A 25,470-nucleotide genomic window follows, 5' to 3' on the forward strand; every position below is an offset into this window, starting at 1 on the left:
AAGGCCGATGCAGTTGATTCCCTGGTCCCACGAAAGCTCCGAAGGTTTCACCTTGCGTGGCTGGCGCTCGCCAGCCAGCGGGCGGCCCTTGTTGCACTTCTTGCACGGCAACGGTTTTTGCTGCCTGGCCTACCAGCCCTTGCTGATGCACTTGGGTGAACACTTCGATCTGTGGCTGAGTGATGTTCAGGGGCATGGCGACAGTGACCACGGCGGGGTGTTTCGTGGGTGGAATCGCAGCGCGGCGCTGGCGGTGGAAGCCTTCGACGCTGGACGCGGCGAATACGGCGACGTGCCCCGCTTCGCGGTCGGGCACAGTTTTGGCGGGGTGCTGACCGGCCTGATTCTGGCCACTGAGCCGCGCCTGTTCGAGCGCGCCGTGCTGCTGGACCCGGTGCTGTTCAGCCGTCGCATGATCGGCGTGATGGGTGCCGCCGCGCTGGTCGGGCTGCACCGTCGCCATGCCCTGGCACGCAAGGCTGCGACCCGCCGCAGCCACTGGCCGGATCGGGAGGCGGCGTTGGCCTCGCTGCAAGGGCGTGGCATTTTCAAAGGCTGGACCGATGCCTCGTTGCACGCCTATGTGGAGCATGCCATCGGTGAATGTGGTGAAGGTGTCGTGCTCAAGTGCCGGCCTAGCCGCGAGGTCGAAATCTTCAGTTCGTTTCCCGAGCGGATGTGGACCCATCTGACGCGGATCCAGACCCCCACCCGCATCCTTTACGGTGAACATACCTATCCCTTCGTACCCCACTCGGTGCAGCGGCTGGCCGCATTGAACCATCAGGTGAGTGCCCAGCAGGTGGCCGGAGGGCACTGCTTCATGCAGGAAGACCCGGCAGCGGCGGCCGAGCAGGTCATGAGTTTCCTGCAAACCCGCTGAGCCCTTCGACAGTCGGTCCGCTTTGAGCGGAGCATCTGATTAATCGCATCCGGTGAGCTCGCGCCGGACGTGGGCCATGAAAGCCCCAGCGCGTTCAGCGTACTGTTTCGCCGAACGCTTGGGGTTTCACCGTCAGCCTACTTCGGGCGTGAAGGCCGGAGTCAGGCCACATCCACCAGGACGATTTCGCTGTCCTCGATCGCAATGACCCGCAGCACGTCTTCTTGCTCGATGGCTACGCCATCACGCGCCTTGGCCCTGAGCCCATTGACCTCGACCAATCCCTTGGCTGGCACCAGGTAGCCCCGGCGGCCGGCGTCGAAGCGGTACTCGGCGGTTTCACCGGCACGCAAGGTGGCGGCCACCAGGCGCGCGTCGGTGCGGATGTGCAGGCTGTCTTCATCGCCGTCCCGGCCACTGGCCAGGGTCACGAAACCTTCGCCGCGCTCGCCTTTGGGGAAGGGCCGGGTACCCCAGGAAGGCGCTTCGCCGACGCGCTCAGGCATGATCCAGATCTGGAAGATCCGAGTGTCGACCTTTTCCAGGTTGTACTCGCTGTGCACGATCCCGGTGCCTGCGCTCATCACCTGAACGTCCCCCGCCTCGGTGCGGCCTTTGTTGCCCAGGCTGTCCTGGTGGGTGATGGCGCCTTCACGTACATAGGTGATGATTTCCATGTCGCGGTGCGGGTGAGGCGGGAAGCCGCTGCCCGCCGCGATCAAGTCATCGTTCCAGACCCGCAGGTTGCCCCAGCTCATGCGTGCTGGGTCGTAGTACTCGGCGAACGAGAAATGATGATGGGCATCGAGCCAGCCGTGGTTGGCGTGGCCGAGGCTTTCGAACGGGCGCAGTTGCAGCATGGTCGTGCTCCTTGAATGGGTGGAATGGCGCCATGATGCGCCAAACAAAGATCGAAAATAAGCGTAAATATCGGCTTGTTTTTATCTATTTATTAGATTCTTTTAGGTGCGCAAATACATGCGATTCATCGCCTAATACCCTGATCTGAAAGCATTCGCTGGCGATTTTTTACGGATGAGGTGAACATGGCCCGCTGATTCGATCTTCAACGGAGTGACTGTGTCCCACGAGCATCCCCCGGCTCCGGCCGAGCTGACGCCACCCGCCCAACTGCCTTGGTTTCGCCGCTTGGCCGCCCGCCTGTTGGGCCGCGGCCTGACCCGATTGCAGGCACAGCACCGCGACTCCTGGTTCCTGGGCCATGTCACCGGCCAGCGCAGCGGCCATGCCGATGGCCTGCGTGAAGGCTACGAGCGTGGCCGCGTCGAGGGCTATGAGGCGGGGCGCCAGGTGCTGGTGATTCGTGACCTGCGCCCCGAGGCGGCGGCCGTTCCCGGCCAGGACTCCAACCTGTTCGACGACTGGCGTCTCCCACTGACCGTCGAGCTGAAAAAACGCTTCAAGGCCGATGTCGCCCAGCGCCTGCCAGCTTCGGCTCAACCCAGCGCCGCCCAGTGGAAGCTGATCTTCAGCGACACCCCCTCCACTTGTGTGGTGGCCGGCGCCGGCGCGGGCAAGTCCACCTCCCTGGTGCTGCGCATCCTGTTGCTGCGCCATTACCTGGGCTATGAGCTGGACGCCATGACCGTGGTGACCTTCACTCGCGAATCGCGCAAGGATTTCATCAAGCGCCTGGTGCAGGTCTTTGCCCTGTGGCAGCTCGACCTGCAGCCAGCCCAGGCCCGGGAACTGGTGCGCACCTTCCATTCCCGCATCCTGCCGTTGGTGCGCAGCCTGCCAGGCTTCGGCCAACTGCGGGCCTTCGAGACCCTGGGCCAGGAACTGCCCGCAGGTGGCGAAGCCAACGCCGACGGCAACCCGTTCGACCTGCGCCTGAACGATGCCCAGCGCCAACAGCTCAATCTCTGCTACCGCGATCTGTTGCAAGCCAGCCCCCGCTTCGCCGAGCTCATCGGCACGTTGCGCCGGGAGGCATTGCAGCTAAAACCCCTGGACCCCGACCACCCCGATGTGCAGAAGCGCGTACAAGTGACCCAGTTGGCGGCCCAGCGCGACGAAGAACTGTGCGACGTGATCGAGGACCTATGGTTCGCCGCGGGGGCCTGGCCGATCAAAGGCATCGAGCCCTGTCGCGACACGGTGCAGATCCGTGGCAGTCGTTTTCATGTGCATGGCCGTTTGGAAGGGCTGGACGCCTGGGTGGTGCTCGGTTTCGACCCATCCGAAAGTGCCCAGTACCAACGCCCCGGCGCCAAGCTCGGGGTGCGGGCGGAGTGGGCTGTAAAGCGAACGTTGTTTCAAGCTTTCTGCGATAAACCACTGATATGGCTAGACAATTACACCTCCGCAAAGCGCCTGGCAGCTTCGCTGGCCGGTGATGCGGTAGCGGGCCCCGGCTTTGAGTACAAGGTCAAAGGCGAGCTGGCACCGGCGCCGCTTCTGGATGCGTTCGTCGCAGCCGCCAGCTTCATCGAGAACCTGGGGCTGGAAGTGAACACTGCGGTGGCCGGCATGAGCTTCTCGGCCGATGACAGTGATGCAGCGTTCTTCGAGGCGTTGGCATTGTTCTGGAAAGCCCTGGAGGCGCACCTGCTGGCCCAGTCGCCACCGGTAATGACCTACAACCGTATGTTCGCCCTGTTCGGCGAGAACAATCCGGAGAACTTGCGCCTGTTGCCCGACCCGCTGCTGCGCCCGCTGGCGCACCTGATGATCGACGAGTTCCAGGATGTCTCCCCGCAGATCGTCAGTTGGCTACGGGCGAGCCTGGCCGAGATCCGCCGACGTGGCCCGGCCATGCACCTCGGGCGCAACGCCGGTCACAGTTCATTGATGTGCGTGGGGGACGACTGGCAATCGATCTACGGCTGGCGGGGCAGCTCGCCGAAATACTTCATGGAGTTCACCAAGGCGTTTCCGTCACCGGCCAATACCCGAGTCATGTTGGTGGAGAACTACCGCAGCCAGCAGCACATCATCGATGCCGCCGAGCACTTGGTCAAAGGCGCGCCGGCCATCACCGGCAAGAAGGCCAAGGCCAGTGGTCTGGCCGCCGAGCTGCCGTTGTCGCCGGTCAAAGTCTTCGACCGCGATGAGGCAGCCCTGGCCGAGACCTTGATGGAGCATTACGCGCGCGGCGAAACGGTGATGATGCTGTTTCGAAGAAGTTCGGATAAGTCTTTGATAGAACAGCATTTATCGTCTATTTATAAAGCTGATTCTAGCTTGCCGCCCGACCAACGTCGGCTGCGCCAGCTCACTTATCACAGCGCTAAAGGGTTGCAGGCCGATGCCGTATTCATGCTCGGCGACTGTCAGTACCTGACCAGCTCGCCGTACAAGAACCAGGCGTACCGCATGGCCGGTCTGGGGCGTGCCGGTGATGCCCAGCCGTTCGACACGGCGCAAAAGGAAGAGGTGCAGCGCCTGGCCTATGTCGCGGTGACCCGCGCGGTCAGGCACTGCTATTGGCACGTGGAAGCCGCCAACGGCGAGTCGGCGGGTGCGCCTCGCGCGTCCGGCCAGGTGGCTGGCCGGCACGCGTTTTTCGAAGACCTCCGCGGTCAATGAGCGTTCGGGTCCTGTTGCTTGGTCAGCTCGAGCAGCAGGGCCTCTTCCTCTTCCCGACGAGCTTTGAGCAGTACACTGGTCGCTTTGAGATGCACGCCCTCGTTGACCGCTACCCGGCGCGGCTGGCCAGCTGCATCCAATGGCTGCTCTGGCAACACGGGCTCCAGCACCTTGATCACGGCCTCGTCCAGAAATTCGACAGGCTCCGCTTCAGAATCCATGCAGTACTCCAGGTAATCCAGGCCTGACTGCCAGCGCTTGGTCAGGGCGTCGAAGTCTTGGGCATAGCGATCTTTGAGAAACCGCTGCCAGCTCGGCTCCGTGGCGATCCAGACCTGCCGCGGCCCGTCGCTTTTTTCGTCCTCCTCGAACCGTTCGACGGCGTTCACCACCTCGTCCGCCGTGTGATCGGAGATCATCGCGGTCTGACGGTAGAGCATCTCGTGGCTAGGCTCTGGAAATTCCAGCCGAGCAGCTACTGCCTGACGCAAGGCCAAGCGTATTTCGATGTCATCGACCAGGCTTTGCCCCAATTGCTCCAGACCGATGTCATCCAGCGGATCGAGGGGAGGAAGTGCTGGGAGAGGCCCCCTCTGCATGGCTGGGAGGTTTTTCCATTCAAGGTATCGCGCCTGACGTTTCAGCCGGGTTGCATAGATACGCGATGCCAGCTTGTTTACTTGGTGGCGCCGGTACAGGCGACCGTAGAAGGTGAACAAGCGTGGCCCGGCAACCTCACCATCGGTGCTTTCGTCATACGCCAAGACTTCTACCTCGAGGGTACTCAGCCCGTCGGTAGCCGCATCGCCGCAGGTGGTCGGGAACTCACTGGCGATCCGATCCAGATGGGCACGCAAGTGTTCATCCTGGCTCGCCGTTTCCAGCAACCCCCAGATTTGCCGGGCCAACCCTTGCGGGCTGGTCCGTGCCTGTGCCGAGCGTCCGGAGCGCTCGATGACCTCACGTAGGTACGGGTAGGCGCCATCCTCGAACATGTGGTTCCACAATTCGCGTTGCGCGTCGGTCGCGTTAGCCAGCCACTGCACCGGCGCGACTTCAGGGGGCACTGCGGGCACGTTCGCCGCCGGGGGCTGAGGTAGCAGCTCGCGTGTTTCCAGAATCCTGACGCCTGCTCCACGCAAGCGCTCGGCCGTCTCTTCGGGGATACCGTTGTCGAAGAAGGTCCAGATGATCAAGCGCCTGCCGGTGCGCAATTCGTTGACGAAGTGGCTTTGCAGGATCCGCTCAAGCGCCGGGAACTCGGTGATGTGATTGTTGCTCAGCTGCAGGTCGCGCAATCGGCAGTCTTGCCGCTCCATCAGTTCGGTCAGGCCGGTCGGCCATTGGGTGAGCAGGCAGTCGTCCAGGTAGAGCCCTTCGAGATTGTGCAGTTCACCCAGCAGCGGGGCGTTTCCCAGTGGATTGTCCGAGAGACTCAGTTCGCGCAGCGATGTCATCTGGCTGAAATGCGCTGCCAAGCCGGGGGTGAGGTCGATGGCGTTGGTGTTGAGTTGCAGTATCTGCAGCGGCAGCCTGGCCAGCATCTGCATGTCGGCAACGCTCAGGGTCAAACCGGCATGGGAGATGTGCAACGTGTGCAGGTGTCGCATGGCGCCCAGTACCTCGCGGGCCGCTGCATCCAGTTGCTGGAGCGGTGTGCGGTTAAGGGCCAGCGCTCGTAGCCCTGGCGCGCTGCGCAGTGCCCGGAACAGGGCGCGTGTGTCCAGTTGCGGGTTATTGGCCAGCTCCAACCGTTGCAGGTTCGGAAAGCTCTGCAGGAAGTCCTCTGGAATCGTCTGCAAATGCACACTGTCCATGGAGAGCTCGGTGATATGGGGAAACGGGACTGGCAACGAAGGCAGGGTATCGAGCACCAGATAGTCCAGATGCAGGTGCTGACCACCCTCGCGGCTCCACGTGCGGTTGAGCAGGCGGCTGAGCCTGCGGCGGTTATCGTATTCATCCTCCGTGCCCGTATCGGTCCAGTTTTGCAGCGTTTCGGCCAGGGTGGTGCGTTGTTCACCCAACACCCTGATTTGCCCCGCAACATCGCCGTGGCGGGCCATATCTCGGGCCAGCGTACGGATCTGCTCCCGGTTGAGCCCCGGATACAGGCTTTGCAGGTGGGTATGGATAGCGTCCCTGCCGCTTCTTAGCAGGTTGGAAAAACGGAATCTGCCGCTCAACGGATAGCCCGCCCGCCCGTCGCTCAGGCGCATCGGCGAGCGCCAACGAGGCTTGATCGGTTGCTGGCCTATCAATCGAGCTGCCAGGTTCCGGTCTGCCTGCGCCGCTGCAAGACGTTCATCCGGGCTGGCATCGGGTTGTTCCACCGCCAAGGCGTCAGCCAGGCGCTGGCTGTCGGCGTTGGCCAGGTCTGCCCGATTAAGCCCCAACAAGGCCCGATCCAGCCGCGCACGGGCCTGAAGGCGCCGTGCTTCCTCGGCGATGCGCAACGACACGCGGCCTGCTGCCAGGCGCTGTTTTTCGGTGGCGCTGGCGTTGTCGATGATCGCGTCCAGGGCATCGACGGGTAAGCCACCAAACTGACGGGCCAACACTTGGGCTGGCGCACTCAAGACCGGTTGGCGACTTTTATAGAGGCTTTCGAACATTGACGCGCGCTGGCCCGCCAAATGATTGGCCAGGATCTCGTTGAGGGCCGAGGCGTTTTGTTCGTTCACGTTATGGCCCGACAGCAGCGCGCGGATGGCCTGCGGGGCCATCTGCGATATGACCGTCTGACTGAGTTGGCCCTGTTCCAGCTCGGTGCGCGTAATCTTGATTTGCACCTCGCCCGCAGTTTGTGCAGCGCCATATCGAGTGGCGTTACCGGTTGACTCTGCGCCTTCGAAAGCGAGGATCACATGATCCTCAGGCCAGCCTGCCAATGTGGGCAGGGCCGGAAGCGCATAGTGCTTGTAGGCGGCAAGCGGCTTGGCGTGGCGCACACGGGAAATGACATCGTCAGTCTCCTGGTCGGTGCGCAAACGCTTGAGCGCGTCGATGAGCAGCGCCGGTGGCCGTTGTCCATCGATGTGCACGCGACGCAGCACATCGGCATCGGTACCGGTGGCAGCCATGGCCGTGATCAGGTAGGTATCTTCCAGCCCGTCGGTCACAGGCCCGAGACGACGCATCAGTTGAAGATCGCTCCAGTCCAGCGGTTGTTCCAGGGTCAGACGCCAAGCACCGTGGCCGTTATGGCTCAGGCGCGGACGGTAGGCATCGGTGGAATCGGGTTGGAGCAGGGACCACTCGCCGTGCTCGCTTTGTTCGAGGGCATACATATGGCCTTCTATGCGTACGTAGTGCTTACCGTCCAGCGTATACAGGCCTTGAGCATCGGCAGACAGCTCGGCAGGCAGCTCGACAGGGCTCTGGTAAGCCGTAAGATCAGGGCGCCACAGGCGTTCTTCCCCATCGTGTCGGATCGATTGCAGGGCATCGACGAAGCCCGACGCCTTCAGTGCCTTGAGGCCGGCACCAAGGGTTGCTGCGCTGGCGATGTCGACCGCGATGGATTCCACCTGGGCCAGGGCCTGGGCGGTATCGTCGTCCTCCCAGGCTTCGATGCCATGGAACACGCTGCCCATGATTTGCGCTGCACCGATGGTCATCATGATCGGGTTGAGCAGCGGAACGAACATCGCCGCGACGTTAAGCACGTCCAGCCCCACCGACAGCCAGTGCTCCAGACGCTCCAGGCGCGACTTGGCATCGGCATCGGCGGTGGGTACCGCAATGCTGGCGGCATCGCTCTTGAGTCGGCGTACGTGGTCGCGGTGCAGGGTGACCCAGGGAGCATCGGGCAATGCCACGCGCTCATAGAGGAGCCTGGGCGCCTTCTTGTTCAGCCGGACCTTGCGTCCGAACAAGCGCTTTTGGATGAACAAGGCCTGACGCAGCTTGGTGGTCAACTCGCCCTGCAGGTTGTGAGGGGCGAAGCCGATCATCAAGCGCAACAGGTCAGTGTCCTGCATGCGCTTGGCGAGATCGCTTGCCGCTTGGCTCGCCGACGGATACTCCTGCAAAGGCGCATCCGGTGCGCCGGGAATGTAGACCATGCACGGGTTGGTCCCCTCCACCTGGTCCGGGCCGATCACCAACACTTCGTTCAGGGGCGTCTTGAACAGGTTGACGCGCCAGCATTTCAGAGTGTGGCCTTGGGAGTTCGGCTTGGCGGCGTTCTCGCACAGTTGCATGAGCGCAGCATGCCCTGCGTCGCTCACCTTTTCACGCAGTCGGGCAATCCATGCCTGGACCCGCAGCTCGTCCTGGCTGGCCTGGATGGACAGGCGCTGGATCCAGGCCGAGGCAGGACCGTCATAGAGGGCGCTGAGATGCGTCTGGTACTGCCGACCAAGGTCCAGATCGCGGCAGATCTTGACGAATCCGGCAGCGGTCAGCCCGGCCACGGGGCCTGTCACCGGGCTGGCGTCGGTCTTGCTGCGCTGCAAGGTACTGAAGGGGCCGGCTTCGTCCGCGCTTTCGAAATTGTGCAGCGCCGCTTCCAGCAGGCTGAGCCTGCGCGGCTTGCCCTCGGGGTCGCGTTCATAGCGTGCTGTGTCAGTCTGTGCGGCAACGGCGGCGGTCGTTTCTGTGAGCACCTCGATGATTTGCCTGAACGGCTGGAAGTGGTACTGCGCCTGATCGACGGGCTGATCGATGCCCAAGCGCGCTTCGAGCAGTGGCTTGCAGAAGTCAGTGATGCCCTTGAGTGGCTTCAGCGCATCCTGCAGGGTCCTGCGGCTGGCGTCCCGGCGGTCGATGGCAGTGTTCAGAGCCTGTTGATCCTCGGCGCTGGCTTTGGTGTACCAGGCGTGGGCGCTGCCATCGGCCTGGAGATAGTCCTTGCGCAGCCGGCTCAGCAGGTCGGGCACGCGCTGGGCGGGCAGGGCCTTGCACCAGGTCGGCAAGGAACGAACGATCTGTGCGTGATGGAAGGGGGGCTCGGTGGTCATGGTCAACTCCGTTACAAAGAGCTGCCATTGAGCGGTCTCGGTGCGTGGCGCGGGTGATAACGAGATAACACCCAAGGGGTCGGTGTCGAACACGTTACCGTCGGTCGCGGGCCAGCGAGCCTAGGCTGCCTGCGCCAAGGTAGGTTACCGGCCTGATGCGCGGGTGCCAGGCCAAAGCCAAGGGAGAGAGTTCATGCGTTCGCAGTGCAGTCCCAAGGATCACCTGCTAGACCTCGATGGCGTCGAAATTGCCGTGCGTTGCTGGGGGCCGGAGGACGGCATCCCCGTGCTCGCCTTGCACGGCTGGTTGGACAATGCCGCTTCGTTCGAGCGGCTGGCACCTTTGCTCGATGGGTGCTTCGTGGTGGCGCCGGACCTGGCCGGCCATGGTCGGTCGGACCACCGGCGCGATGACAGCGGCTATTACTTGTGGGAACACGCCGAGGACATGCTGGCCGTTGTCGACAGCCTGGGGCTCGGGCATTTTCATGTGGTGGCCCACGGCATGGGCACCGGCATCGCTTCGCTGCTGGCGGCGCTCACCAGCAGCATCGCCAGCATGATCTTCCTCGATGGCATGGGCGTGCCGTTTACCGTGGCGGCCGATGACCGCGTCCAGCACCTGGCCCGGGCCTACCGTCTCAAGCGTATGGTCCGGCGCAGCCGGCTGCAGGGGTTCGCCGAGCCTGGCGGCTGTCAGTTCGATGACGTGGAGTCGGCGTTGATGCAGCGGCGCAACCGTCTGGACAGTACGTTGTCGAGTGAGGCGGCACGTCTTTTGGCGTTACGCGATCTGCTGCAGGTGGGCGATGGCTACTGCTGGCGCCACGACCCGCGCCTGGTCTTGCCCGAACCGATGCCGTTGACCGAGCATGAGGCCTGTGACTTGCTCCGCCAGATTGCCTGCCCGCTGTACCTGATGCTGGGGCGCCAGGGGGCGTTCGCTGGCGACGGCTTCGAGCAGCGCCAGGGCGCCTTGCCCGAGCATGCCCGGGTCACCTGGCACCCAGGTGGTCATCACTTCCATCTTGAGGCGCCTGACCGAGCGCTGGTCGACCAGATCCTGCGGGTGCTGGCCAGCCACGACAGCGCCCAGTTGCAGCGTCTGGTCAACGAGTAAGCAAAAGGCGGGGCTGTCGGCAGGCGTTGGGATGGGCTATGTTGCCTGGGTACCTTTCAGGGTCCGCCATATGGAGCAGCGGCATGCCACCTTTCGCCATCCGGCACATCGATCATATCGTCCTGCGGGTCCAGGATCTGGAGCGCAGCATCGCCTTCTACCGCGACCTGCTCGGCTGCCAGGTGAGCCGAACGCGTGAGGATCTAGGAATGGTCCACCTGGCGGCAGGGACTGCGATGATCGACCTGGTGACCCTCGACGGTCCCCTGGGACGCCCGGGCGGGCCGGCGGCGAACGGGCAGGGCAACAACCTTCATCACTTCTGCCTGCGTATCGAGCCGTTCGACGAGCAAGCCCTGACCACCTATCTGCAAGCGGCCGGCGTGACCGTCGAACCTGCGCAGAAGCGCTACGGCGCCGAGGGCGAAGGCCTGTCGCTGTATTGCTTCGACCCGGACGGCAACCAAGTGGAACTCAAGGGGCCGCTGACTTGAACAGGGGGCAGTCGTGCCTCCCAGCGCCTATGAAGAGTACTCAGCTGCGCTAGGCGCTGGCTCAGGTTCAGAACCTCTTCGAAGGAATGACTCTAAGAGGAAACGGCCCTACGAAGAGCACCGCCGTGGTTCGACAGTCGATTGGCTCACCCGCTACCCCAGCTCAAGCGCTGGCCCTGCTGCTTCTGGCCCTGGCGATGATCGTGGTTTCAGGCGTGGCGCCTGCCCACCGCGCCGACTGGCTGATGGAAAACATCGTCCCCTTGGCCTTGCTGCTGGCCCTGGTGTCGGGTTGGCGCTGGCTGCGCCTGTCACCGTCGGCCTATGTTGCGATCGTGCTGTTGTTCGCCATCCATGAACTGGGCGCACATTACACCTATGCCCAGGTGCCCTATGACCGTTGGGCCAAGGCAGTATCGGGCCACTCCCTGGATGCTGCCCTGGGCTGGCAGCGCAATCAGTACGACCGCCTGGTGCACCTGAGCTATGGTCTGCTGTTCTATCGGCCGCTGCGCGAAACCCTGTGGCGCCTCACTGTGCTGCGGGGCGCCTGGCTGGTCGTGCTGACGCTCACTGTGGTGCTGGCCACGTCGGCCCTGTACGAGTTGATCGAATGGGTGGGGGGCCAGTACGTGGGCAAGGACACCGCCCAGGCCTTCGTCGCCACCCAGCGTGACCCGTGGGATGCACAGAAGGACATGGCACTGGCGCTGCTCGGCGCATTGACGAGTAGCGTGCTGGGCGGCCTGTGGCGCGCCTGGCGCGATCGTCGACCGCCGATGCAATGCTGAGGAACATCGCCGGCACTGCTGGCGTCTTCCGGGATATCGGAGCGCGGCCAACAGGAGGTGATCATGTCCGCTCAAGCCAATGCCCGCGAGGCCGCAGACAGCACACTGCTGGAGCTGTTGCGTCGCCATGCCGAGCCGTTGCCGCATATCGATACCCCGATGTTCGGCGCTCTGTTCGACCGATACGCCAATGCCAAGGTGGTGCTCATCGGCGAGTCCAGCCATGGCACGCGGGAGTTCTACCGAACCCGGGCGGCGATCACTCGGCATCTGATCGAGCGGCACGGCTTCAACATCGTGGCCGTGGAGGCCGACTGGCCCGATGCGGGCCAGCTCGATCGCAAGGTCAGGGGGATCGACCCCATGCCGGTCCAGGACCCGGCTTTCGGCCGCTTTCCCAGCTGGATGTGGCGCAACGCCGAGGTGAGCGAGTTCATCACCTGGCTGCGCGGCCACAATCACACCCTGCCGCTTGCCGAGCGCACCGAGTTTCGCGGCCTGGACATCTACAGCCTGCGAAATTCGATGGCACAGGTGCTCAGCTACCTGGACCGCACCGATCCCGCGCTGGCCCACCAAGCCCGCCAGCGATATGGCTGTCTCACGCCTTGGCAGGACGACCCGGCCCTGTACGGACATTTTGTCGAGCGCGCAGGCCAGGCCCCTTGTGAGGACGCGGTCGTGCAACAGCTCAACAGCTTGCTCGCCAAGCGTCTGGCAGATGACGGCGAAGCGTTTTTCAGCGCTACCCAGAACGCCCGGGTGGTGCGTGCCGCCGAGCAGTATTACCGCGCCATGTATCGTGGCGGGGCGGCGTCGTGGAACCTGCGGGACAAGCACATGTTCGACACGCTCCAGGCCGTGCTCGCCCATCGGGGTGCCTCGGCCAAGGCCGTGGTCTGGGCGCACAATTCCCATATCGGCAATGCTGCCGCCACGCTGATGGGCTGGCGCGGCGAGTTCAACCTGGGCCAGCTGTGTCGCACCGCTCTTGGTCGTGAGGCGGTGCTGATTGGCATGAGCACCGACCGCGGCCAGGTCGCGGCAGCCGATGACTGGGACGGCGAGGTGCGCATCCAGGAGGTACTGCCTTCGCGGCCGGACAGCTGGGAGCGGCGCTGGGTCGATGCCGGCGTTCCCGCCTCGTTGACCGACTGGCGCGGGGACGGCGCCGAGGCCCTGCGCGACGCGCTGAGCGGGACCTTGCTGGAGCGCGCCATCGGGGTGATCTATCGGCCGCGCACCGAGCGCCAGAGCCATTATTTCGAGGCGGTCCTGGGCGAGCAGTTCGACGCCTTGGTATGGATCGAGCAGACCAACGCCCTGACGCCACTGCCGGTACCAGCCGGTGTCAGCCACGAGGACGATACCTTCCCATTCGGAGTGTGAAGCCATGAAGCCTGATGTTTCTGCGCACGTGTTGTTCAAGGACCGTCGCCAGGCCGGGCGGGCTTTGGCCCAGGCACTTAAACCCCGTCTGCAGGGTCGGCCTCTGGTGCTGGCATTGCCGCGTGGTGGCGTGCCGGTCGCCTTCGAGGTGGCCAAGGCGCTGGGTGCACCGCTCGATGTTGTGCTGGTGCGCAAGATCGGCGCGCCAGGTAATGAAGAGTTTGCCCTTGGCGCGGTGGCCGAGGGCAATCCGCCGTACTGTGTGGCTGACCAGGCGATGATGGCGCTGTTTGGCGCCACGCAGGTCTGGTTCGATGCCGAGCGAGACCGACAGTTGCTGGAAATCGAACGTCGACGGCAGGTGTATTGCGGCGATCGGCGGCCTGAAATCAGCGGGCACGAAGTGGTGCTGGTGGACGATGGTATTGCCACCGGCAACACCGCCCGGGCTGCATTGCTCGCCCTGATTGCCGCCGGGCCGTCGCGGTTGCTGTTCGCGGCGCCCGTAGGGGCGCGGGAGGCGCTGGCCATGCTGAGCCCGTTGGTAGATGAGCTGGTCTGTCTGGAAGCGCCCGAGCCGTTTCGCGCGGTGGGTCTTCACTACGAGCAGTTTGATCAGACCCGCGATGAAGAGGTGGTGCGGTTGCTGGCACAGAGCCGGGCATTTGAATCGGCGCCATCTGTTCGCGGGTAAATCGTCTGGGCGAATGCCCTGTGGTCGGTGTGCCATGGCCACATCGGCAAAGCCGATTATGCTTCAACTGACCTTGCTGCGACCCTTGGCGCTTCGCCTGTCGTGTTTCGCGCAAGTCCTAGGGCCTGGGTGTACGGGATGAGTGCATGAGAGGCACCTGCGGCCTGCAACCTAGAGACGGAGGCAACCCATGGCGGTCATCGACAGCACATCCACGGGCAGCGCGCCCCAGCGTGGCATCACTCGGGAGGAGCGCAAGGTCATCTTCGCTTCATCCCTCGGCACCGTGTTCGAGTGGTACGACTTCTACCTCTACGGCTCCCTGGCGGCGATCATCGCCAAGCACTTCTTCGCCGGGGTCAACGAGACCACTTCCTTCATTTTCGCCTTGCTGGCCTTTGCTGCCGGGTTTGCCGTGCGGCCGTTCGGGGCCATCGTGTTCGGCCGTTTGGGCGACATGATCGGGCGCAAGTACACCTTCCTCATCACCATCGTCATCATGGGCCTGTCCACCGCGGTGGTCGGCGTGCTGCCCGGCTATGCCGCCATCGGCGTGGCGGCGCCGATCATCCTGATCACCCTGCGGCTGTTGCAAGGTCTGGCGTTGGGCGGTGAGTACGGTGGAGCGGCGACCTACGTGGCCGAGCATGCACCCAAGGGTAAACGTGGTTTCTTCACCTCATGGATCCAGACCACCGCAACCTTGGGCCTTTTCCTCTCGTTGCTGGTGATCCTGGCCTGCCGCACGCTGCTGGGTTCGGAGGCCTTCGAGGATTGGGGCTGGCGCATCCCGTTCGTGCTGTCGATCCTGCTGCTGGCGATCTCTGTTTACATCCGCATGCAGCTCAACGAGTCGCCGGTGTTCATGAAGATGAAAGCCGAAGGCAAGGCTTCCAAGGCGCCGCTGACCGAGTCCTTCGCCCGCTGGGACAACCTCAAGGTGGTGATCATGTCGCTGCTCGGCGGCACCGCCGGCCAGGCAGTGGTGTGGTACACCGGGCAGTTCTATGCGCTGTTCTTCTTGCTGCAGATGCTCAAGATCGACCCGCAGACCGCCAATCTGCTGATCGCAGGCTCGCTGTTGATCGGCACGCCGTTCTTCATCCTGTTCGGCAGCCTGTCCGACCGCATCGGGCGCAAGAAAATCATCATGGCCGGCTGCATCATCGCCGCGCTGACCTACTTCCCGATCTTCAAGGCCCTGACCGAGTACGGCAACCCGGATGTGTTCGTCGCTCAGGAGCAGAACCCGGTGGTTGTGGTCGCCGACCCGGACCAGTGTGCATTCCAGTTCGACCCGGTGGGTAAGGCCAAATTCACCAGCTCGTGCGACATCGCCAAGAGCTTGCTGGCCAAGCGGGCCATACCGTACCAGAACGAACGCGCCGAGCCAGGCAGCGTGGCGCAGATCCGCATCGGCGAGCGGGTGATCCCAAGCTTTGACGGCAGGGCGTTGCCCCCGGCGGACTTCAAGGCCCAGAGCGAGCGTTTCACCGCCACCCTCGGCAGTGCGCTCAAAGAAGCGGGCTATCCTGAAAAAGCCGATCCCGCCAAGACCCACTACCCGATGGTGCTGTTGCTGCTGACCTTGCTGGTGATCTACGTGACCATGGTCTACGGGCCGATCGCCGCATGGCTGGTGGAGCTGTTCCCGGCGCGCATCCGTTACACCTCCATGTCGCTGCCGTACCACATCGGTAACGGCTGGTTCGGCGGTTTCCTGCCGACCGTGGCATTTGCGATGGTGGCCGCGACGGGCGATATCTACTACGGGCTGTGGTACCCGATCGTCATTGCGGTGATGACCGCGATACTGGGGACTTTCTTCCTTCCCGAAACCAAGGATCGGGACATTCATCACGCCTGAGTGGCGCAGTCGAAGGGGCGCTATGCGCCCCTTCGCGGGTCAATCGAAACAGCCGCGCAAGGCGAAGCGGTAACCGATATCGACCCCGGTGGCGCTGCCGCGACCGGGGGTTTTCTTCAGCACGAATTCGAAGGCTGGCTCGTACAAGCCGTCGCGCAGCACGGCACCTGCGAGCACCTCCACGTGGTACCAGCCGTTGTCCAGCTCGATGATGGGTCGACCGGGTTGCTGGTAACGTGCGAGCAAATCGCCCAAGGCCTTGGGCGTGAAGTGCTGCAGAATGCGCCAGGTAAACAGCATCAACGAGCGATTCTGCACCTGAAGCACATAGCCCGGCCGACGGTGCTTGAGGCGGCTGCCGGCGGCGAGCAGGGCGGGGGTGTCGTCGCCCAGGCTGAAGATGATCCGGTAGGGCAGGTTCTCGACCCCGGCCAACGGCAGGACGATGCCCTCGAGCACTGCCTGGTCGCCGCTGTCGCCATGGGTAAAGGCGTGGGCCAGGTCGTCCGGCAGCGCGTGTTCTTCCTTGAAGCGATGAAGCAGCTGGATATCGCCCAGGATGAAGTAGTCGATCAGATCGTTCAGGACTTCGCTGAATTCGTAGCGCATTGGGTTTTCCTTGTTATGGCTGCGCTGGTGAGGGCCGCTGACTGTAGCGCAAGGCCTTGAGGCTGTCTTCAGATAGCCTTCAGATTAGCCGCCGATACTCCCCCCAACGAAACGTCCCCTGGGGGGATTTCCATGAGCGACGCACATTGGCGTGCCTTGTTTCCGCTGGCCATCGGTACTCATGCCGAGCGCGGTACGGCGCACCTGACCCTGAGCCTTGCGGGCGAGCCAGACCGCAACTCGATCGAACATTTCATCCATCAGCGTTTTGCTTCGATCCACCACGCCGATGTCCATCACTATCTGCCTGAGCTGCTCGGGCTGAGCGACAGCCATGGCCGCCTGATCGCCGCTGCTGGCATGCGCCTGGCCGGGGACGGGCCGTTGTTTCTCGAGCGCTACCTGGACGAGCCCGTGGAGCAGGCGGCCTCGCGCCTGGCCGGTGCAGACGTCAACCGGCAACAGGTGGTCGAGGTGGGCAATCTTGCAGCGCTCAGCGCCGGCAGTGCCCGCATCATGATCATCGTCGTGACCTGGCTGCTGGCTGCGCGAGGGCTGGAGTGGGTCGCCTTCACCGGCGCCTCGACGCTGGTCAACAGCTTTCACCGCCTGGGTTTGGTGCCGACGTTGCTGGCCGACGCTGACCCGGACCGGCTCAATGGCGAGCGCGACCATTGGGGCAGTTACTACAACCAGCACCCCCACGTGTTCGCCGGCAACATCGGCCTGGGCCATGACGCGCTGATGCGCGCGGGCGTGTTCCAGCGCCTGGGGTTGCCTGCGGCGTTACAGGAGTCCGGTCATGCCGCATGAGTTGCAGGCGTTTCGCGAGGTGCTGAACCTGCATGCCCGTCAGCGCGCAGCGCTGGTCGCGCTGCAAGGGGCCGTAGGCCGTTATGACTATGGCCAGTTGTTGAGCGAGGTCCAGCAGCGCGAGGCCTGGTTGCGCGCTCAGCCGCCAGGTACCTTCGCCCTGGCCCTGGACAACGGGCCCGAGGCAGTGTTCTGGGACCTGGCGGCGCTACTGGCCGAACGCCCGTGCGTGATCGTGCCGCCGTTCTTCACGCCGGCGCAGGTCCGTCACAGCCTCGACGACAGCGGGGTGACCCTGATGCTGGCCGAACCTGACCTTGCACCGACGCTGCAGGCGGCAGGCTTTAATGAGAGAGAGGGCGTCTGGTCCCGCCAGGTGCAGGTGGCCAACGCCCTGCCGGCGGGCACCCTCAAGATCACCTACACCTCCGGCAGCACAGGGGCTCCCAAGGGGGTGTGCCTGGGGGCCGACGCGATGCTGCGGGTGGCCCGTGAACTGGAGGCGGCCAGTCGGCCGTCGGCGCCGAGCACGTACCTGGCGGTGCTGCCCTTGGGTGTGCTGCTGGAAAACCTCGGCCTGTACGCGGCCTTGCTGGCCGGCGCCCGTGTCATGGTCTATCCGCAGGCACACCTGGGCATGCGGGGCGCAGGACAGATCGACTGGAAGCGCTTGCTGGGCAGCATCGCCTTGAGCGGTGCCGAAAGCTTGATCCTGGTACCGCAGCTGCTGCTGGGGCTGGTGAGCGCCATCGAGCATGGCTGGACCCAGGTCGGCCCGCTGCGTTTCGTCGCCGTGGGCGGGGCACGCGTGGCGCAAAGCTTGTTGGCGCGCGCCGAGGCGGTGGGCCTGCCGGTGTTCGAGGGCTACGGGCTGTCTGAATGCGCATCGGTGGTCTGTCTGAACCGTCCGGGGGCACAGCGACCTGGCAGTGTCGGGCGCCCCTTGCCCCATGTGCAGGTGCGTATCGCCGAGGACGGCGAAGTGCTGGTGGCCGGCTCGACCCTGCTGGGCTACCTGGGCGAGCCGCCCTTCACCGGGCAGTGGTGGCCCACGGGCGATATCGGCCACTTCGACGGCGATGGCTATCTGTACCTCGCAGGACGCAAGAAGAACCAGTTCATCACCAGTTTTGGGCGCAACGTCAACCCTGAATGGGTCGAGGCGGAGCTGACCCAGGGCGGGGTGATACTCCAAGCCTTCGTCCATGGCGAGGGCTTGGCCCGCAACGTGGCGCTGCTCTGGCCACTGGACCCGAACATCGGGGACCCGCTGATCGAGCAGGCCGTGGCCCAGTGCAATGCCGGCCTGCCGGACTACGCCCGTGTACACGCCTGGCGACGCCTGCCCGAACCCTTCAGCGCCGCCAGTGCCACCCTGACCGCCAATGGCCGTCCGCGCCGGGACCAGATCCTGCAGCGCTACCACGGCTTGTTATCCGCGATTGCTGACTCATGAGGCCTGTCATGTCCTTCTTTGAAACCCTCCAAGCACGAACCACCCAGGAACGCGGCGCCCTGTTCAGCGTGCCTGTCATTCGCGATGCACTCGCCGGTACCGTCAGTCTGGAGGGTTACGTGGCTTTCCTGACCCAGGCCTATCACCACGTGCGCCATACCGTGCCGCTGATGATGGCTTGCGGCGCACGACTGCCTGTGCGCCTGGAATGGCTGCGCGGTGCGGTGTGCGAATACATCGATGAAGAATACGGCCACGAGCGTTGGATCCTAGATGACATCGCGGCCTGCGGCGGTGACCCCGATCAAGTGCGCAACAGCCGCCCGGCGCTGCCGATCGAACTGATGGTAGCGTTTCTCTATGACACCATCGCCCGGGGCAATCCGGTGGGGCTGTTCGGCATGGTCAACGTGCTCGAAGGCACCAGCATTGCCCTGGCCACCCAGGCTGCAGGCACCATCCAGAGCAGCCTTGGTCTGCCGGACAAGGCTTTCAGCTACCTCAGTTCCCACGGCGCGCTGGACCAGGACCACATGGTCACCTACCGCGGCCTGATGGATCGTCTGGACCAACCCGAAGACCAGGAGGCGGTGATCCACGCCGCCCAAGTGGTGTACCGGCTGTACACCGAGATGTTCCAGGGCCTGCCGCGTGCCACCGGGCAAGAGGTGCGCCATGCGTCTATCTGAATGCTCGGCGGTACTGACCGGGGCCAGCGGTGGCATTGGCCTTGAGCTGGCGAGCCAGCTGTGCGCGGCCGGAGCCAGGGTGCTGGCGGTCAGCCGGCACATGGGCCCGCTGGCGGGGCTGATGAACCGCTACCCCCAGCAGTTGCGTTGGCAATCGGCCGATCTGCGCAGCCCGGCCGGGCGCCAGGCCGTGATCGCTGCGGCACGCGCCCACGGCGGGGCCAATCTGCTGATCAATGCCGCCGGCGTCAATCGTTTCGCGCTGTTCGAGCAACTCGACGAGGCTGCCCTGGATGACCTGATCGACCTCAACATCAAGGCCACCCTGCAGCTGACCTGCGGGTTGCTGCCACTGCTGCGCGAGCAACCCCGGGCGTTAGTGGTGAACGTCGGCTCCATCTACGGCTCGATCGGCTACCCCGGCTATGCCACCTACAGTGCCAGCAAGTTCGCCTTGCGCGGGTTCTCCGAAGCCCTGCGCCGGGAGCTTGCCGACACCTCGGTGAACGTGCTGTACGCCGCACCCCGGGCGACCCGAACCAGCATGAACAGCAGCGCCGCCACCGCTTTGAACCAAGCGCTCAAGGTCGGGATGGATGACCCAGGCGACGTCGCCAAGGCCGTACTCGACGCCGTGCAGGCCGAGCGTAGCGAGTTGTACCTGGGCTGGCCGGAAAAACTCTTCGTGCGCCTCAACGGCATGCTGCCCGGCATAGTCGACCGGGCGCTGCGCAAGCAGTTGCCGTTGATCCGCCGCTACAGCGATGCCAACAGCAAGGAGTCGAACAAATGAGATACCTGATCCTCGCCGGCCTGCTGGCCGTCGCCCCCTTCACCTGGGCCCTGGACCAGGCGGGTACCCAGCGTCTGACGGATGTCCAGCAGCGCTGGGCGCAGATCCAGTACACATTGCCCAAGGCCCAGCGCGCCGATGCGCTGGAAAAACTCGCCGCTGACAGCGGTGCGTTCGTGCGCCAATACCCAAGCTCGCCTGAGGCGCTGATCTGGGACGGCATCGTCAACAGCAGTTGGGCTGGCGCCACGGGCGGTCTGGGGGCGCTGGGCAAGGTCAAGGCTGCCCGCGCCAGTCTGGAAAAGGCCATCGCCATGGACCCGGCCGCCCTCCAGGGCTCGGCCTATACCAGCCTTGGGGCGTTGTACGACCAGGTGCCGGGCTGGCCCATCGGGTTCGGTGACAGCGACAAGGCCGAGGCGATGCTGCGCAAGGCACTGGCGCTCAACCCCGAAGGGATCGACAGCAATTACTTCTGGGCCGACCATCTGGTGCGCGAAGGCCACTATGCCCAGGCCAGAGCGGCCTTGCTCAAGGCACGTCAGGCACCGGCCCGACCCGGACGGGAGCTGGCGGACCAGGGCCGGCGTCAGGAAATCGATGCTTTACTCAAGAGCATCCAAGACAAACAGGACTGAACATGCGGCTGCTGCTGGTGGAGGATGACAGGGCATTGGGGGAGGGGATTTGCGACGGCTTGCGCCAGGAGGGCTATACGCTGGACTGGTTGCAGGACGGCATCAACGCGCTGCACGCCCTGCGCCATGAGCCTTTTGACCTGGTGGTGCTGGATCTGGGGTTGCCGCGCCTGGATGGCGTCGAACTGCTTCGGCGTGTGCGCTTGGACGGCAATGCGGTGCCGGTGTTGATCCTCACGGCGCGTGATGCCACCGAAGACAGGATCGCAGGGCTGGACGCCGGCGCCGACGACTACCTGATCAAGCCGTTCGATCTCAACGAGCTCAAGGCCCGTCTGCGCGCCTTGTTGCGCCGCAGTGCCGGCCGGGCCCGGCTGGTGATCGAACATGCCGGGGTCGCGCTGGACCCGGCGACTCAGCAGGTCAGTTACAACGGCCAACCGGTGGTGCTCACGCCCAACGAGTACCGGCTGCTGCACGAGTTGCTGGCCCAGCCGGGCAAGGTGTTCACCCGCGAGCGCTTGACCCAACTGCTGTATGGCTGGGGTGAAGAACCGGAGAGCAATACCCTGGAAGTGCACATCTATCACCTACGAAAAAAGCTGTTCAACGGGCTGATCCGTACCGTGCGTGGCATCGGCTACCTGGTGGAAGGCAAGCCATGAGTTCGCTGCGTCGACGCACCTTATGGCGGGTCATGCTGGTGCTGGTGCTCGGCAGTGCTTTGCTGGCCCTGTACAACTATCACGACAGCCGCCACGAAATTGCCGAGGTCTATGACGCCCATCTGGCACAGAACGCCCGGCTGCTGCAGGGCGTGTTGAGCCTGCCACTGCACGAGCAGCACCGCGAAGACCTCTATCAAGCCTTGGACGTTGCCTTGGGCAAGGCCGGGCGGCGCGGGGTCGGGCACCCCTACGAGAGCAAGCTTGCGTTTCAGGTCTGGCGCGACGATGGCCCGTTGCTGGTGCGTACACCGAGCGCGCCAGCATTCGTCACGCCGCCGGCCACGCCAGGGTTTTCCGATGTGGTGGTGGATGGACGGCAATGGCGCAGTTTTGTCCTGCCGGTGCCCGACCAGCACTGGATCATCTGGGTGGGGGAGCGTAGCGATGTGCGCGCCGACCTGGTCGGGCGGATCGTACGCCACACCCTCCTGCCGTTTCTGTTGGGCAGCCTGGCACTGGCGCTGTTGGTATGGTTGGCCATCGGTCGCGGCCTGATGCCGCTGCAGAACATGGCCCAGGTCATCCGCGGGCGGCACGCCGAATCCCTGGCGCCGCTGCAACTGGTGCCGTTGCCGCGCGAGCTTGAGCCGATGCAGGCGGCCATCAACCGGCTGCTGGCACAGATCGAGCAGTTGCTGCGCCGCGAGCACCGCTTCATCGCCGATGCCGCCCACGAAATGCGTACGCCCTTGGCGATCCTGCGCCTGCATGCGCAGAACGCCCAGACCGCCACCTCCGAGGAGGAACGGCAAAAGGCCTTGGGCTTTTTGATTGCAGGTGTCGATAGGCTTGGCCGGGTGGTCAACCAGTTGCTGACCCTGGCACGGTTGGAACCACGCCTGGCGCAGCACAACCGGGAGGTGATCGATCTGGAGGAACTGGTGACCGAGCATCTGGCCGAGCTGACGCCATGGATTCTCGAGCAGGGCCAGGAGCCTTCGCTGGACATCGCCCCCGGTGACTATCATCTGGCAACCGATGCCAGCGCCTTGGCCATCGCTCTGCAGAACCTGTTGACCAATGCGGTGAACCATTCCCCGCCTGGCGGCCGGATCCGCGTGTCGCTGGCGCACGTCGAAGAACAGGTACTGCTCTGCGTGGAGGATGAAGGGCCCGGAATCGACGAAGCGGACCTCGAGCGGGTGTTCGAACGCTTCTACAGCAAGGATTCCGCCAATGGCGCGGGGTTGGGGTTGTCGATCGTCAGCATGATCGCCAAGCGCCTGGGTGGCAGCGTGCAGCTGTGCAACGTTGCCCCCCATGGGCTGCGGGCGACCGTGCGCCTGGAGGCCGGCACGTCTCAGTGACGCTGGGCGATCTGGATCAGGTTGCCACAGGTGTCGTCGAACACGGCCACGGTCACCGGGCCCATGGCGGTCGGCGGCTGGGTGAAGCGCACCCCGGCTGCGCACAGGCGGGTGTACTCGGCCTGGATATCGCGCACCCCGAAAGATGTGGCCGGGATGCCATCCTGCTTGAGGGCGGTCTTGTAGGTCTTGGCGGCGGGATGGGCATCGGGTTCGAGTAGCAACTCCACACCGTTGGGGTCGTTGGGCGAGGTGAGGGTCAGCCAGCGGTGCTGGCCCATGGGAATGTCATGCTTGGGTTCGAACCCCAGCACATAGTGGTAGAAGGCAAGGGCCTTGGCTTGGTCGTCGACCAGAATGCTGGTGATCACGATCTTCATAGGCGTGCGTCCGTTCTGCGGGCAGTTACCTGCAAGTAAAGACGCTCTGGACACGTTCACCACTCCCTGTATGGGTGAGCCCAGTATTGCATCCAGGGGCTGCGGACACAGCGGCGTCGCCAGCACGCCGCCGTCCCGTGTGTTGAAAGGGCCGCGGGGCGGCCCTGGACTCAGTGTTGGCGCAGGAACGCCAGCAACCGCTGGTTGACCTGCTCGGCCGCCTCCATCTGCACCATATGGCCCATTCCTGGAATCACCACCGTCTCGGCGTCCAGCCCCTGGGCCTGGGTGGCCGGAATGATCGCGTCCTCCGCGCCCCAGATCACCAGCACCGGATGCTGTCCCAAAACGCCGCGCAGATCGTGCCGTTGCCGATTACCGTCGGCAATGGCCGAGGCCAGTTGGCGCAAGGCGCTGTCGACGCCTTCCAGGCGCTTGAACTTGAGCATGTCCTCGAGCATTTGCCGGGTCACCAGGCCCGGGTCGGCGAACAGCTGGCTCATCGCGGGCTTGAGGGCATTGCGGCTGCCGGCCTCGACGAAGGCTTGCAGGTAGCCTGCATTGATCGCTTCGCCAAGGCCCGCGCTGGCGATCAGCCCCAGGCTCGCCACCCGCTGGGGAGCCAGGCGGGTGAGGTTCAGGCTCACGGCGCCGCCCATGGAATGGCCGACGAAATGGGCGCGGGGAATGTCCAGGTGGTCGAGCAACGCCAACACCGCTTCGCTCAATTCATCCAGATCCCCCCGTTGCAGGGCTTTGGTCGATTCGCCGTGGCCGGGCAGGTCGAGGGCGATGACGCGGCGCTCGCCGGCCAAGGTCGGGTGATTGAACAGCCAGTTGTTGAGGTCACCGCCAAAGCCATGTACCAGCACCAGCGGCGTGCCGCCTTCGCCGAGTTCGAACCAGCGCAGCAAGCGATTGCCTACCTCGGCCTTCTGCGGGACCGGCCCCTGGCTTTGGTCGGCACTGCCCTCGGCGACGAACTCGGCCTGGAAGCGCTGTACCACCGCGTCGATCTGTGCCTCGTCGGCTTCGCCTTCGACCACCACCGCCAGCAGGGCGCCCACTGGCAGGGTTTCGTCAGGCCTTGCCACGACGCGGCGCAGCACGCCGCTGAACGGCGCCTCGACGCTGCTGCTGATCTTGTCGGTCTCAACGTCCAGCACTTCATCGCCTTTATTGATGACGTCGCCTTCCTGCTTGAGCCAGGTGTCGACCCGGCCTTCGGTCATCGACAGCCCCCATTTGGGCATGGTCAGGGTATGGATCTGGCTCATGCGGCGCTCCTTGTGGCTTCGATCACCTTGCGCACGGCGGTTTCGATTTTCGTAGCGTCCGGTATGTACAGGTCTTCGAGTGCGTCCGAGAAGGGCACCGGTGTGTGGGGCGCGGTGACCATCTCGATCGGGCCCTTGAGGGCGCCGAAGGCCTTCTGCGCCACCAGGGCACTGATGTCGGTGGCCATGGCGCAACGCGGGTTGGCTTCGTCGATCACCACCAGCCGACCGGTCTTCTCGACGCTTTCAAGGATGCTGTCTTCGTCCAGCGGGCTGGTCGTGCGCAGGTCCAGCACTTCGCAGTCGATGCCCTGACGCGCCAGGTTGGCGGCCGCTTCCATGGCCACATGGACCATGCGACCGTAGGTCACCAGGGTCACGTCGTCGCCGTCACGCAGGAAGTTGGCCTCGCCGAACGGGATGCTGTAGACCTCCTCGGGCACCTCGCCCTGCAAGCCATAGAGCAACTTGTGCTCGCAGAAGATCACCGGGTCGTTGTCGCGGATCGCCTGGATCAACAAGCCTTTGGCGTCATAGGGCGAGGATGGGCAGACCACCTTCAGACCAGGGATGTGGGTCCACAGGGAGGTGAGCATCTGCGAATGCTGGGCGGCGGCACGCAGGCCCGCGCCGTACATGGTGCGCATCACCAGGGGGGTGACTGCCTTGCCGCCGAACATGTAGCGGAATTTCGCCGCTTGGTTGAGGATCTGGTCCAGGCAGCAGCCAGCGAAATCCACGAACATCAGTTCGCACACCGGCCGCAGGCCTTGGGTCGCGGCGCCGACGGCAGCGCCCACGTAACCGATTTCCGACAAGGGCGCGTCCAGCACGCGGCCAGGAAACTGATGGTAGAGGCCCTTGGTGACGCCGAGCACACCGCCCCAGGCATCGTCCTCACCGGGGGCGCCGGCGCCGCCAGCCACGTCTTCGCCGATGATGAACACCGTGCTGTCGCGGCGCATTTCCTGCGCCAACGCTTCGTTGATGGCCTGCTGGTAGCTGATCTTTCTTGCCATGGTGGTT

Annotated in this window: 21 protein-coding genes and 1 pseudogene; 16 read left to right on the plus strand and 6 right to left on the minus strand. The window is 64.3% G+C overall.

From position 1 onward, the window contains the following. The first annotated feature begins 7 nt into the window (after positions 1 to 7). A complete protein-coding gene (locus J5X93_RS11650) occupies positions 8 to 883 on the plus strand; it encodes an alpha/beta fold hydrolase (RefSeq protein ID WP_043214059.1) in 876 nt (291 codons plus the stop codon). Between the two features lie 54 nt (positions 884 to 937). After that, positions 938 to 1,033: pseudogene (locus J5X93_RS28535) on the plus strand (helix-turn-helix domain-containing protein); the annotation flags it as partial. An 11-nt stretch (positions 1,034 to 1,044) separates the two neighbouring features. Here J5X93_RS28535 and J5X93_RS11655 read toward each other — a convergent pair. Continuing rightward, the gene (locus J5X93_RS11655) at positions 1,045 to 1,743 is read right to left on the minus strand and encodes a pirin family protein (RefSeq protein ID WP_043214056.1); all 699 of its coding nucleotides are present in this window, start codon (positions 1,741 to 1,743) and stop codon (positions 1,045 to 1,047) included. A gap of 220 nt (positions 1,744 to 1,963) precedes the next feature. Between J5X93_RS11655 and J5X93_RS11660 the strand changes: the two genes are divergently transcribed. Further along, the gene (locus tag J5X93_RS11660; RefSeq protein ID WP_182940906.1) at positions 1,964 to 4,435 is read left to right on the plus strand and encodes a UvrD-helicase domain-containing protein; all 2,472 of its coding nucleotides are present in this window, start codon (positions 1,964 to 1,966) and stop codon (positions 4,433 to 4,435) included. Here J5X93_RS11660 and J5X93_RS11665 read toward each other — a convergent pair. After that, a complete protein-coding gene (locus J5X93_RS11665; protein WP_182940903.1) occupies positions 4,429 to 9,399 on the minus strand; it encodes a dermonecrotic toxin domain-containing protein in 4,971 nt (1,656 codons plus the stop codon). The genes J5X93_RS11660 and J5X93_RS11665 overlap by 7 nt on opposite strands. 193 nt (positions 9,400 to 9,592) lie before the next feature. Here J5X93_RS11665 and J5X93_RS11670 point away from each other — a divergent pair, with 193 nt between their 5' ends. From J5X93_RS11670 to J5X93_RS11695, 6 genes are all read left to right on the plus strand, one after another. Next, entirely contained in the window at positions 9,593 to 10,519 is a 927-nt protein-coding gene (locus tag J5X93_RS11670; RefSeq protein ID WP_090342554.1) for an alpha/beta fold hydrolase, read from the plus strand. 83 nt (positions 10,520 to 10,602) lie between these two features. Beyond that, entirely contained in the window at positions 10,603 to 11,013 is a 411-nt protein-coding gene (locus J5X93_RS11675; protein WP_043214049.1) for a VOC family protein, read from the plus strand. A gap of 125 nt (positions 11,014 to 11,138) precedes the next feature. Next, positions 11,139 to 11,804, plus strand: a complete 666-nt coding sequence (locus J5X93_RS11680; RefSeq protein ID WP_232092024.1) for a DUF2238 domain-containing protein — start codon at positions 11,139 to 11,141, stop codon at positions 11,802 to 11,804. Positions 11,805 to 11,867: 63 nt separating this feature from the next. Then, on the plus strand, positions 11,868 to 13,193 hold the full coding sequence (locus tag J5X93_RS11685; protein ID WP_182940899.1) for an erythromycin esterase family protein: 1,326 nt from the start codon (positions 11,868 to 11,870) through the stop codon (positions 13,191 to 13,193). 4 nt (positions 13,194 to 13,197) lie between these two features. After that, positions 13,198 to 13,887, plus strand: coding sequence for a phosphoribosyltransferase (locus J5X93_RS11690; protein ID WP_090342568.1), 690 nt, complete (start codon positions 13,198 to 13,200; stop codon positions 13,885 to 13,887). A gap of 190 nt (positions 13,888 to 14,077) precedes the next feature. Continuing rightward, positions 14,078 to 15,754 carry an MFS transporter gene (locus J5X93_RS11695; RefSeq protein WP_043214043.1) on the plus strand — a complete coding sequence of 559 codons (1,677 nt, stop codon included), beginning with the start codon at positions 14,078 to 14,080 and terminating at the stop codon, positions 15,752 to 15,754. 39 nt (positions 15,755 to 15,793) lie between these two features. On the opposite strand, the gene J5X93_RS11700 is transcribed toward J5X93_RS11695, so the two are convergent. Continuing rightward, a complete protein-coding gene (locus tag J5X93_RS11700) occupies positions 15,794 to 16,363 on the minus strand; it encodes a hypothetical protein (protein ID WP_043214041.1) in 570 nt (189 codons plus the stop codon). Positions 16,364 to 16,495: 132 nt separating this feature from the next. Between J5X93_RS11700 and J5X93_RS11705 the strand changes: the two genes are divergently transcribed. Genes J5X93_RS11705 through J5X93_RS11735 form a run of 7 tightly spaced genes read left to right on the plus strand, consistent with a single transcriptional unit; the run spans position 16,496 to position 22,787 of the window. Beyond that, on the plus strand, positions 16,496 to 17,176 hold the full coding sequence (locus tag J5X93_RS11705; RefSeq protein WP_090342572.1) for a thermostable hemolysin: 681 nt from the start codon (positions 16,496 to 16,498) through the stop codon (positions 17,174 to 17,176). After that, positions 17,166 to 18,632 carry an AMP-binding protein gene (locus J5X93_RS11710; protein ID WP_090342576.1) on the plus strand — a complete coding sequence of 489 codons (1,467 nt, stop codon included), beginning with the start codon at positions 17,166 to 17,168 and terminating at the stop codon, positions 18,630 to 18,632. Before J5X93_RS11705 ends, J5X93_RS11710 begins: the two co-directional genes overlap by 11 nt. Positions 18,633 to 18,640: 8 nt before the next feature. Continuing rightward, positions 18,641 to 19,321, plus strand: a complete 681-nt coding sequence (locus J5X93_RS11715) for an iron-containing redox enzyme family protein (protein ID WP_102081728.1) — start codon at positions 18,641 to 18,643, stop codon at positions 19,319 to 19,321. Continuing rightward, positions 19,308 to 20,114 (plus strand): SDR family oxidoreductase, encoded by an 807-nt coding sequence (locus tag J5X93_RS11720; RefSeq protein ID WP_043214031.1) that lies wholly within the window; start codon positions 19,308 to 19,310, stop codon positions 20,112 to 20,114. The genes J5X93_RS11715 and J5X93_RS11720 overlap by 14 nt, the downstream gene beginning before the upstream one ends. After that, positions 20,111 to 20,752 carry a tetratricopeptide repeat protein gene (locus J5X93_RS11725; RefSeq protein ID WP_102081727.1) on the plus strand — a complete coding sequence of 214 codons (642 nt, stop codon included), beginning with the start codon at positions 20,111 to 20,113 and terminating at the stop codon, positions 20,750 to 20,752. Before J5X93_RS11720 ends, J5X93_RS11725 begins: the two co-directional genes overlap by 4 nt. Before the next feature lie 2 nt (positions 20,753 to 20,754). Then, the gene (locus J5X93_RS11730; protein ID WP_043214027.1) at positions 20,755 to 21,417 is read left to right on the plus strand and encodes a response regulator; all 663 of its coding nucleotides are present in this window, start codon (positions 20,755 to 20,757) and stop codon (positions 21,415 to 21,417) included. Then, positions 21,414 to 22,787 carry a sensor histidine kinase gene (locus J5X93_RS11735; protein WP_182940896.1) on the plus strand — a complete coding sequence of 458 codons (1,374 nt, stop codon included), beginning with the start codon at positions 21,414 to 21,416 and terminating at the stop codon, positions 22,785 to 22,787. The genes J5X93_RS11730 and J5X93_RS11735 overlap by 4 nt, the downstream gene beginning before the upstream one ends. Here J5X93_RS11735 and J5X93_RS11740 read toward each other — a convergent pair. The 3 genes from J5X93_RS11740 to J5X93_RS11750 all read right to left on the minus strand — a co-directional run bounded on the left by J5X93_RS11740 (position 22,781) and on the right by J5X93_RS11750 (position 25,463). Further along, positions 22,781 to 23,167, minus strand: a complete 387-nt coding sequence (locus tag J5X93_RS11740; protein WP_043215929.1) for a VOC family protein — start codon at positions 23,165 to 23,167, stop codon at positions 22,781 to 22,783. The genes J5X93_RS11735 and J5X93_RS11740 overlap by 7 nt on opposite strands. Before the next feature lie 170 nt (positions 23,168 to 23,337). After that, positions 23,338 to 24,444, minus strand: a complete 1,107-nt coding sequence (locus tag J5X93_RS11745; RefSeq protein ID WP_182818951.1) for an acetoin dehydrogenase dihydrolipoyllysine-residue acetyltransferase subunit — start codon at positions 24,442 to 24,444, stop codon at positions 23,338 to 23,340. Continuing rightward, positions 24,441 to 25,463, minus strand: coding sequence for an alpha-ketoacid dehydrogenase subunit beta (locus J5X93_RS11750; RefSeq protein ID WP_182940894.1), 1,023 nt, complete (start codon positions 25,461 to 25,463; stop codon positions 24,441 to 24,443). Before J5X93_RS11750 ends, J5X93_RS11745 begins: the two co-directional genes overlap by 4 nt. Positions 25,464 to 25,470 lie beyond the last annotated feature (7 nt).

It is taken from the genome of Pseudomonas sp. BYT-1, from assembly GCF_023611805.1.
In the GTDB taxonomy this organism is placed as follows: Bacteria; Pseudomonadota; Gammaproteobacteria; order Pseudomonadales; family Pseudomonadaceae; genus Aquipseudomonas; species Aquipseudomonas guariconensis.

What these genes read in the sequence shown, in the direction of transcription:
- J5X93_RS11650 (WP_043214059.1), top strand. Translation starts at nt 8, where the DNA reads ATGCAGTTGATTCCCTGGTCCCACGAAAGCTCCGAAGGTTTCACCTTG.
- J5X93_RS11655 (WP_043214056.1), bottom strand. Translation starts at nt 1,743, where the DNA reads ATGCTGCAACTGCGCCCGTTCGAAAGCCTCGGCCACGCCAACCACGGC.
- J5X93_RS11665 (WP_182940903.1), bottom strand. Translation starts at nt 9,399, where the DNA reads ATGACCACCGAGCCCCCCTTCCATCACGCACAGATCGTTCGTTCCTTG.
- J5X93_RS11670 (WP_090342554.1), top strand. Translation starts at nt 9,593, where the DNA reads ATGCGTTCGCAGTGCAGTCCCAAGGATCACCTGCTAGACCTCGATGGC.
- J5X93_RS11675 (WP_043214049.1), top strand. Translation starts at nt 10,603, where the DNA reads ATGCCACCTTTCGCCATCCGGCACATCGATCATATCGTCCTGCGGGTC.
- J5X93_RS11685 (WP_182940899.1), top strand. Translation starts at nt 11,868, where the DNA reads ATGTCCGCTCAAGCCAATGCCCGCGAGGCCGCAGACAGCACACTGCTG.
- J5X93_RS11690 (WP_090342568.1), top strand. Translation starts at nt 13,198, where the DNA reads ATGAAGCCTGATGTTTCTGCGCACGTGTTGTTCAAGGACCGTCGCCAG.
- J5X93_RS11695 (WP_043214043.1), top strand. Translation starts at nt 14,078, where the DNA reads ATGGCGGTCATCGACAGCACATCCACGGGCAGCGCGCCCCAGCGTGGC.
- J5X93_RS11700 (WP_043214041.1), bottom strand. Translation starts at nt 16,363, where the DNA reads ATGCGCTACGAATTCAGCGAAGTCCTGAACGATCTGATCGACTACTTC.
- J5X93_RS11705 (WP_090342572.1), top strand. Translation starts at nt 16,496, where the DNA reads ATGAGCGACGCACATTGGCGTGCCTTGTTTCCGCTGGCCATCGGTACT.
- J5X93_RS11710 (WP_090342576.1), top strand. Translation starts at nt 17,166, where the DNA reads ATGCCGCATGAGTTGCAGGCGTTTCGCGAGGTGCTGAACCTGCATGCC.
- J5X93_RS11715 (WP_102081728.1), top strand. Translation starts at nt 18,641, where the DNA reads ATGTCCTTCTTTGAAACCCTCCAAGCACGAACCACCCAGGAACGCGGC.
- J5X93_RS11720 (WP_043214031.1), top strand. Translation starts at nt 19,308, where the DNA reads ATGCGTCTATCTGAATGCTCGGCGGTACTGACCGGGGCCAGCGGTGGC.
- J5X93_RS11725 (WP_102081727.1), top strand. Translation starts at nt 20,111, where the DNA reads ATGAGATACCTGATCCTCGCCGGCCTGCTGGCCGTCGCCCCCTTCACC.
- J5X93_RS11730 (WP_043214027.1), top strand. Translation starts at nt 20,755, where the DNA reads ATGCGGCTGCTGCTGGTGGAGGATGACAGGGCATTGGGGGAGGGGATT.
- J5X93_RS11735 (WP_182940896.1), top strand. Translation starts at nt 21,414, where the DNA reads ATGAGTTCGCTGCGTCGACGCACCTTATGGCGGGTCATGCTGGTGCTG.
- J5X93_RS11740 (WP_043215929.1), bottom strand. Translation starts at nt 23,167, where the DNA reads ATGAAGATCGTGATCACCAGCATTCTGGTCGACGACCAAGCCAAGGCC.
- J5X93_RS11745 (WP_182818951.1), bottom strand. Translation starts at nt 24,444, where the DNA reads ATGAGCCAGATCCATACCCTGACCATGCCCAAATGGGGGCTGTCGATG.
- J5X93_RS11750 (WP_182940894.1), bottom strand. Translation starts at nt 25,463, where the DNA reads ATGGCAAGAAAGATCAGCTACCAGCAGGCCATCAACGAAGCGTTGGCG.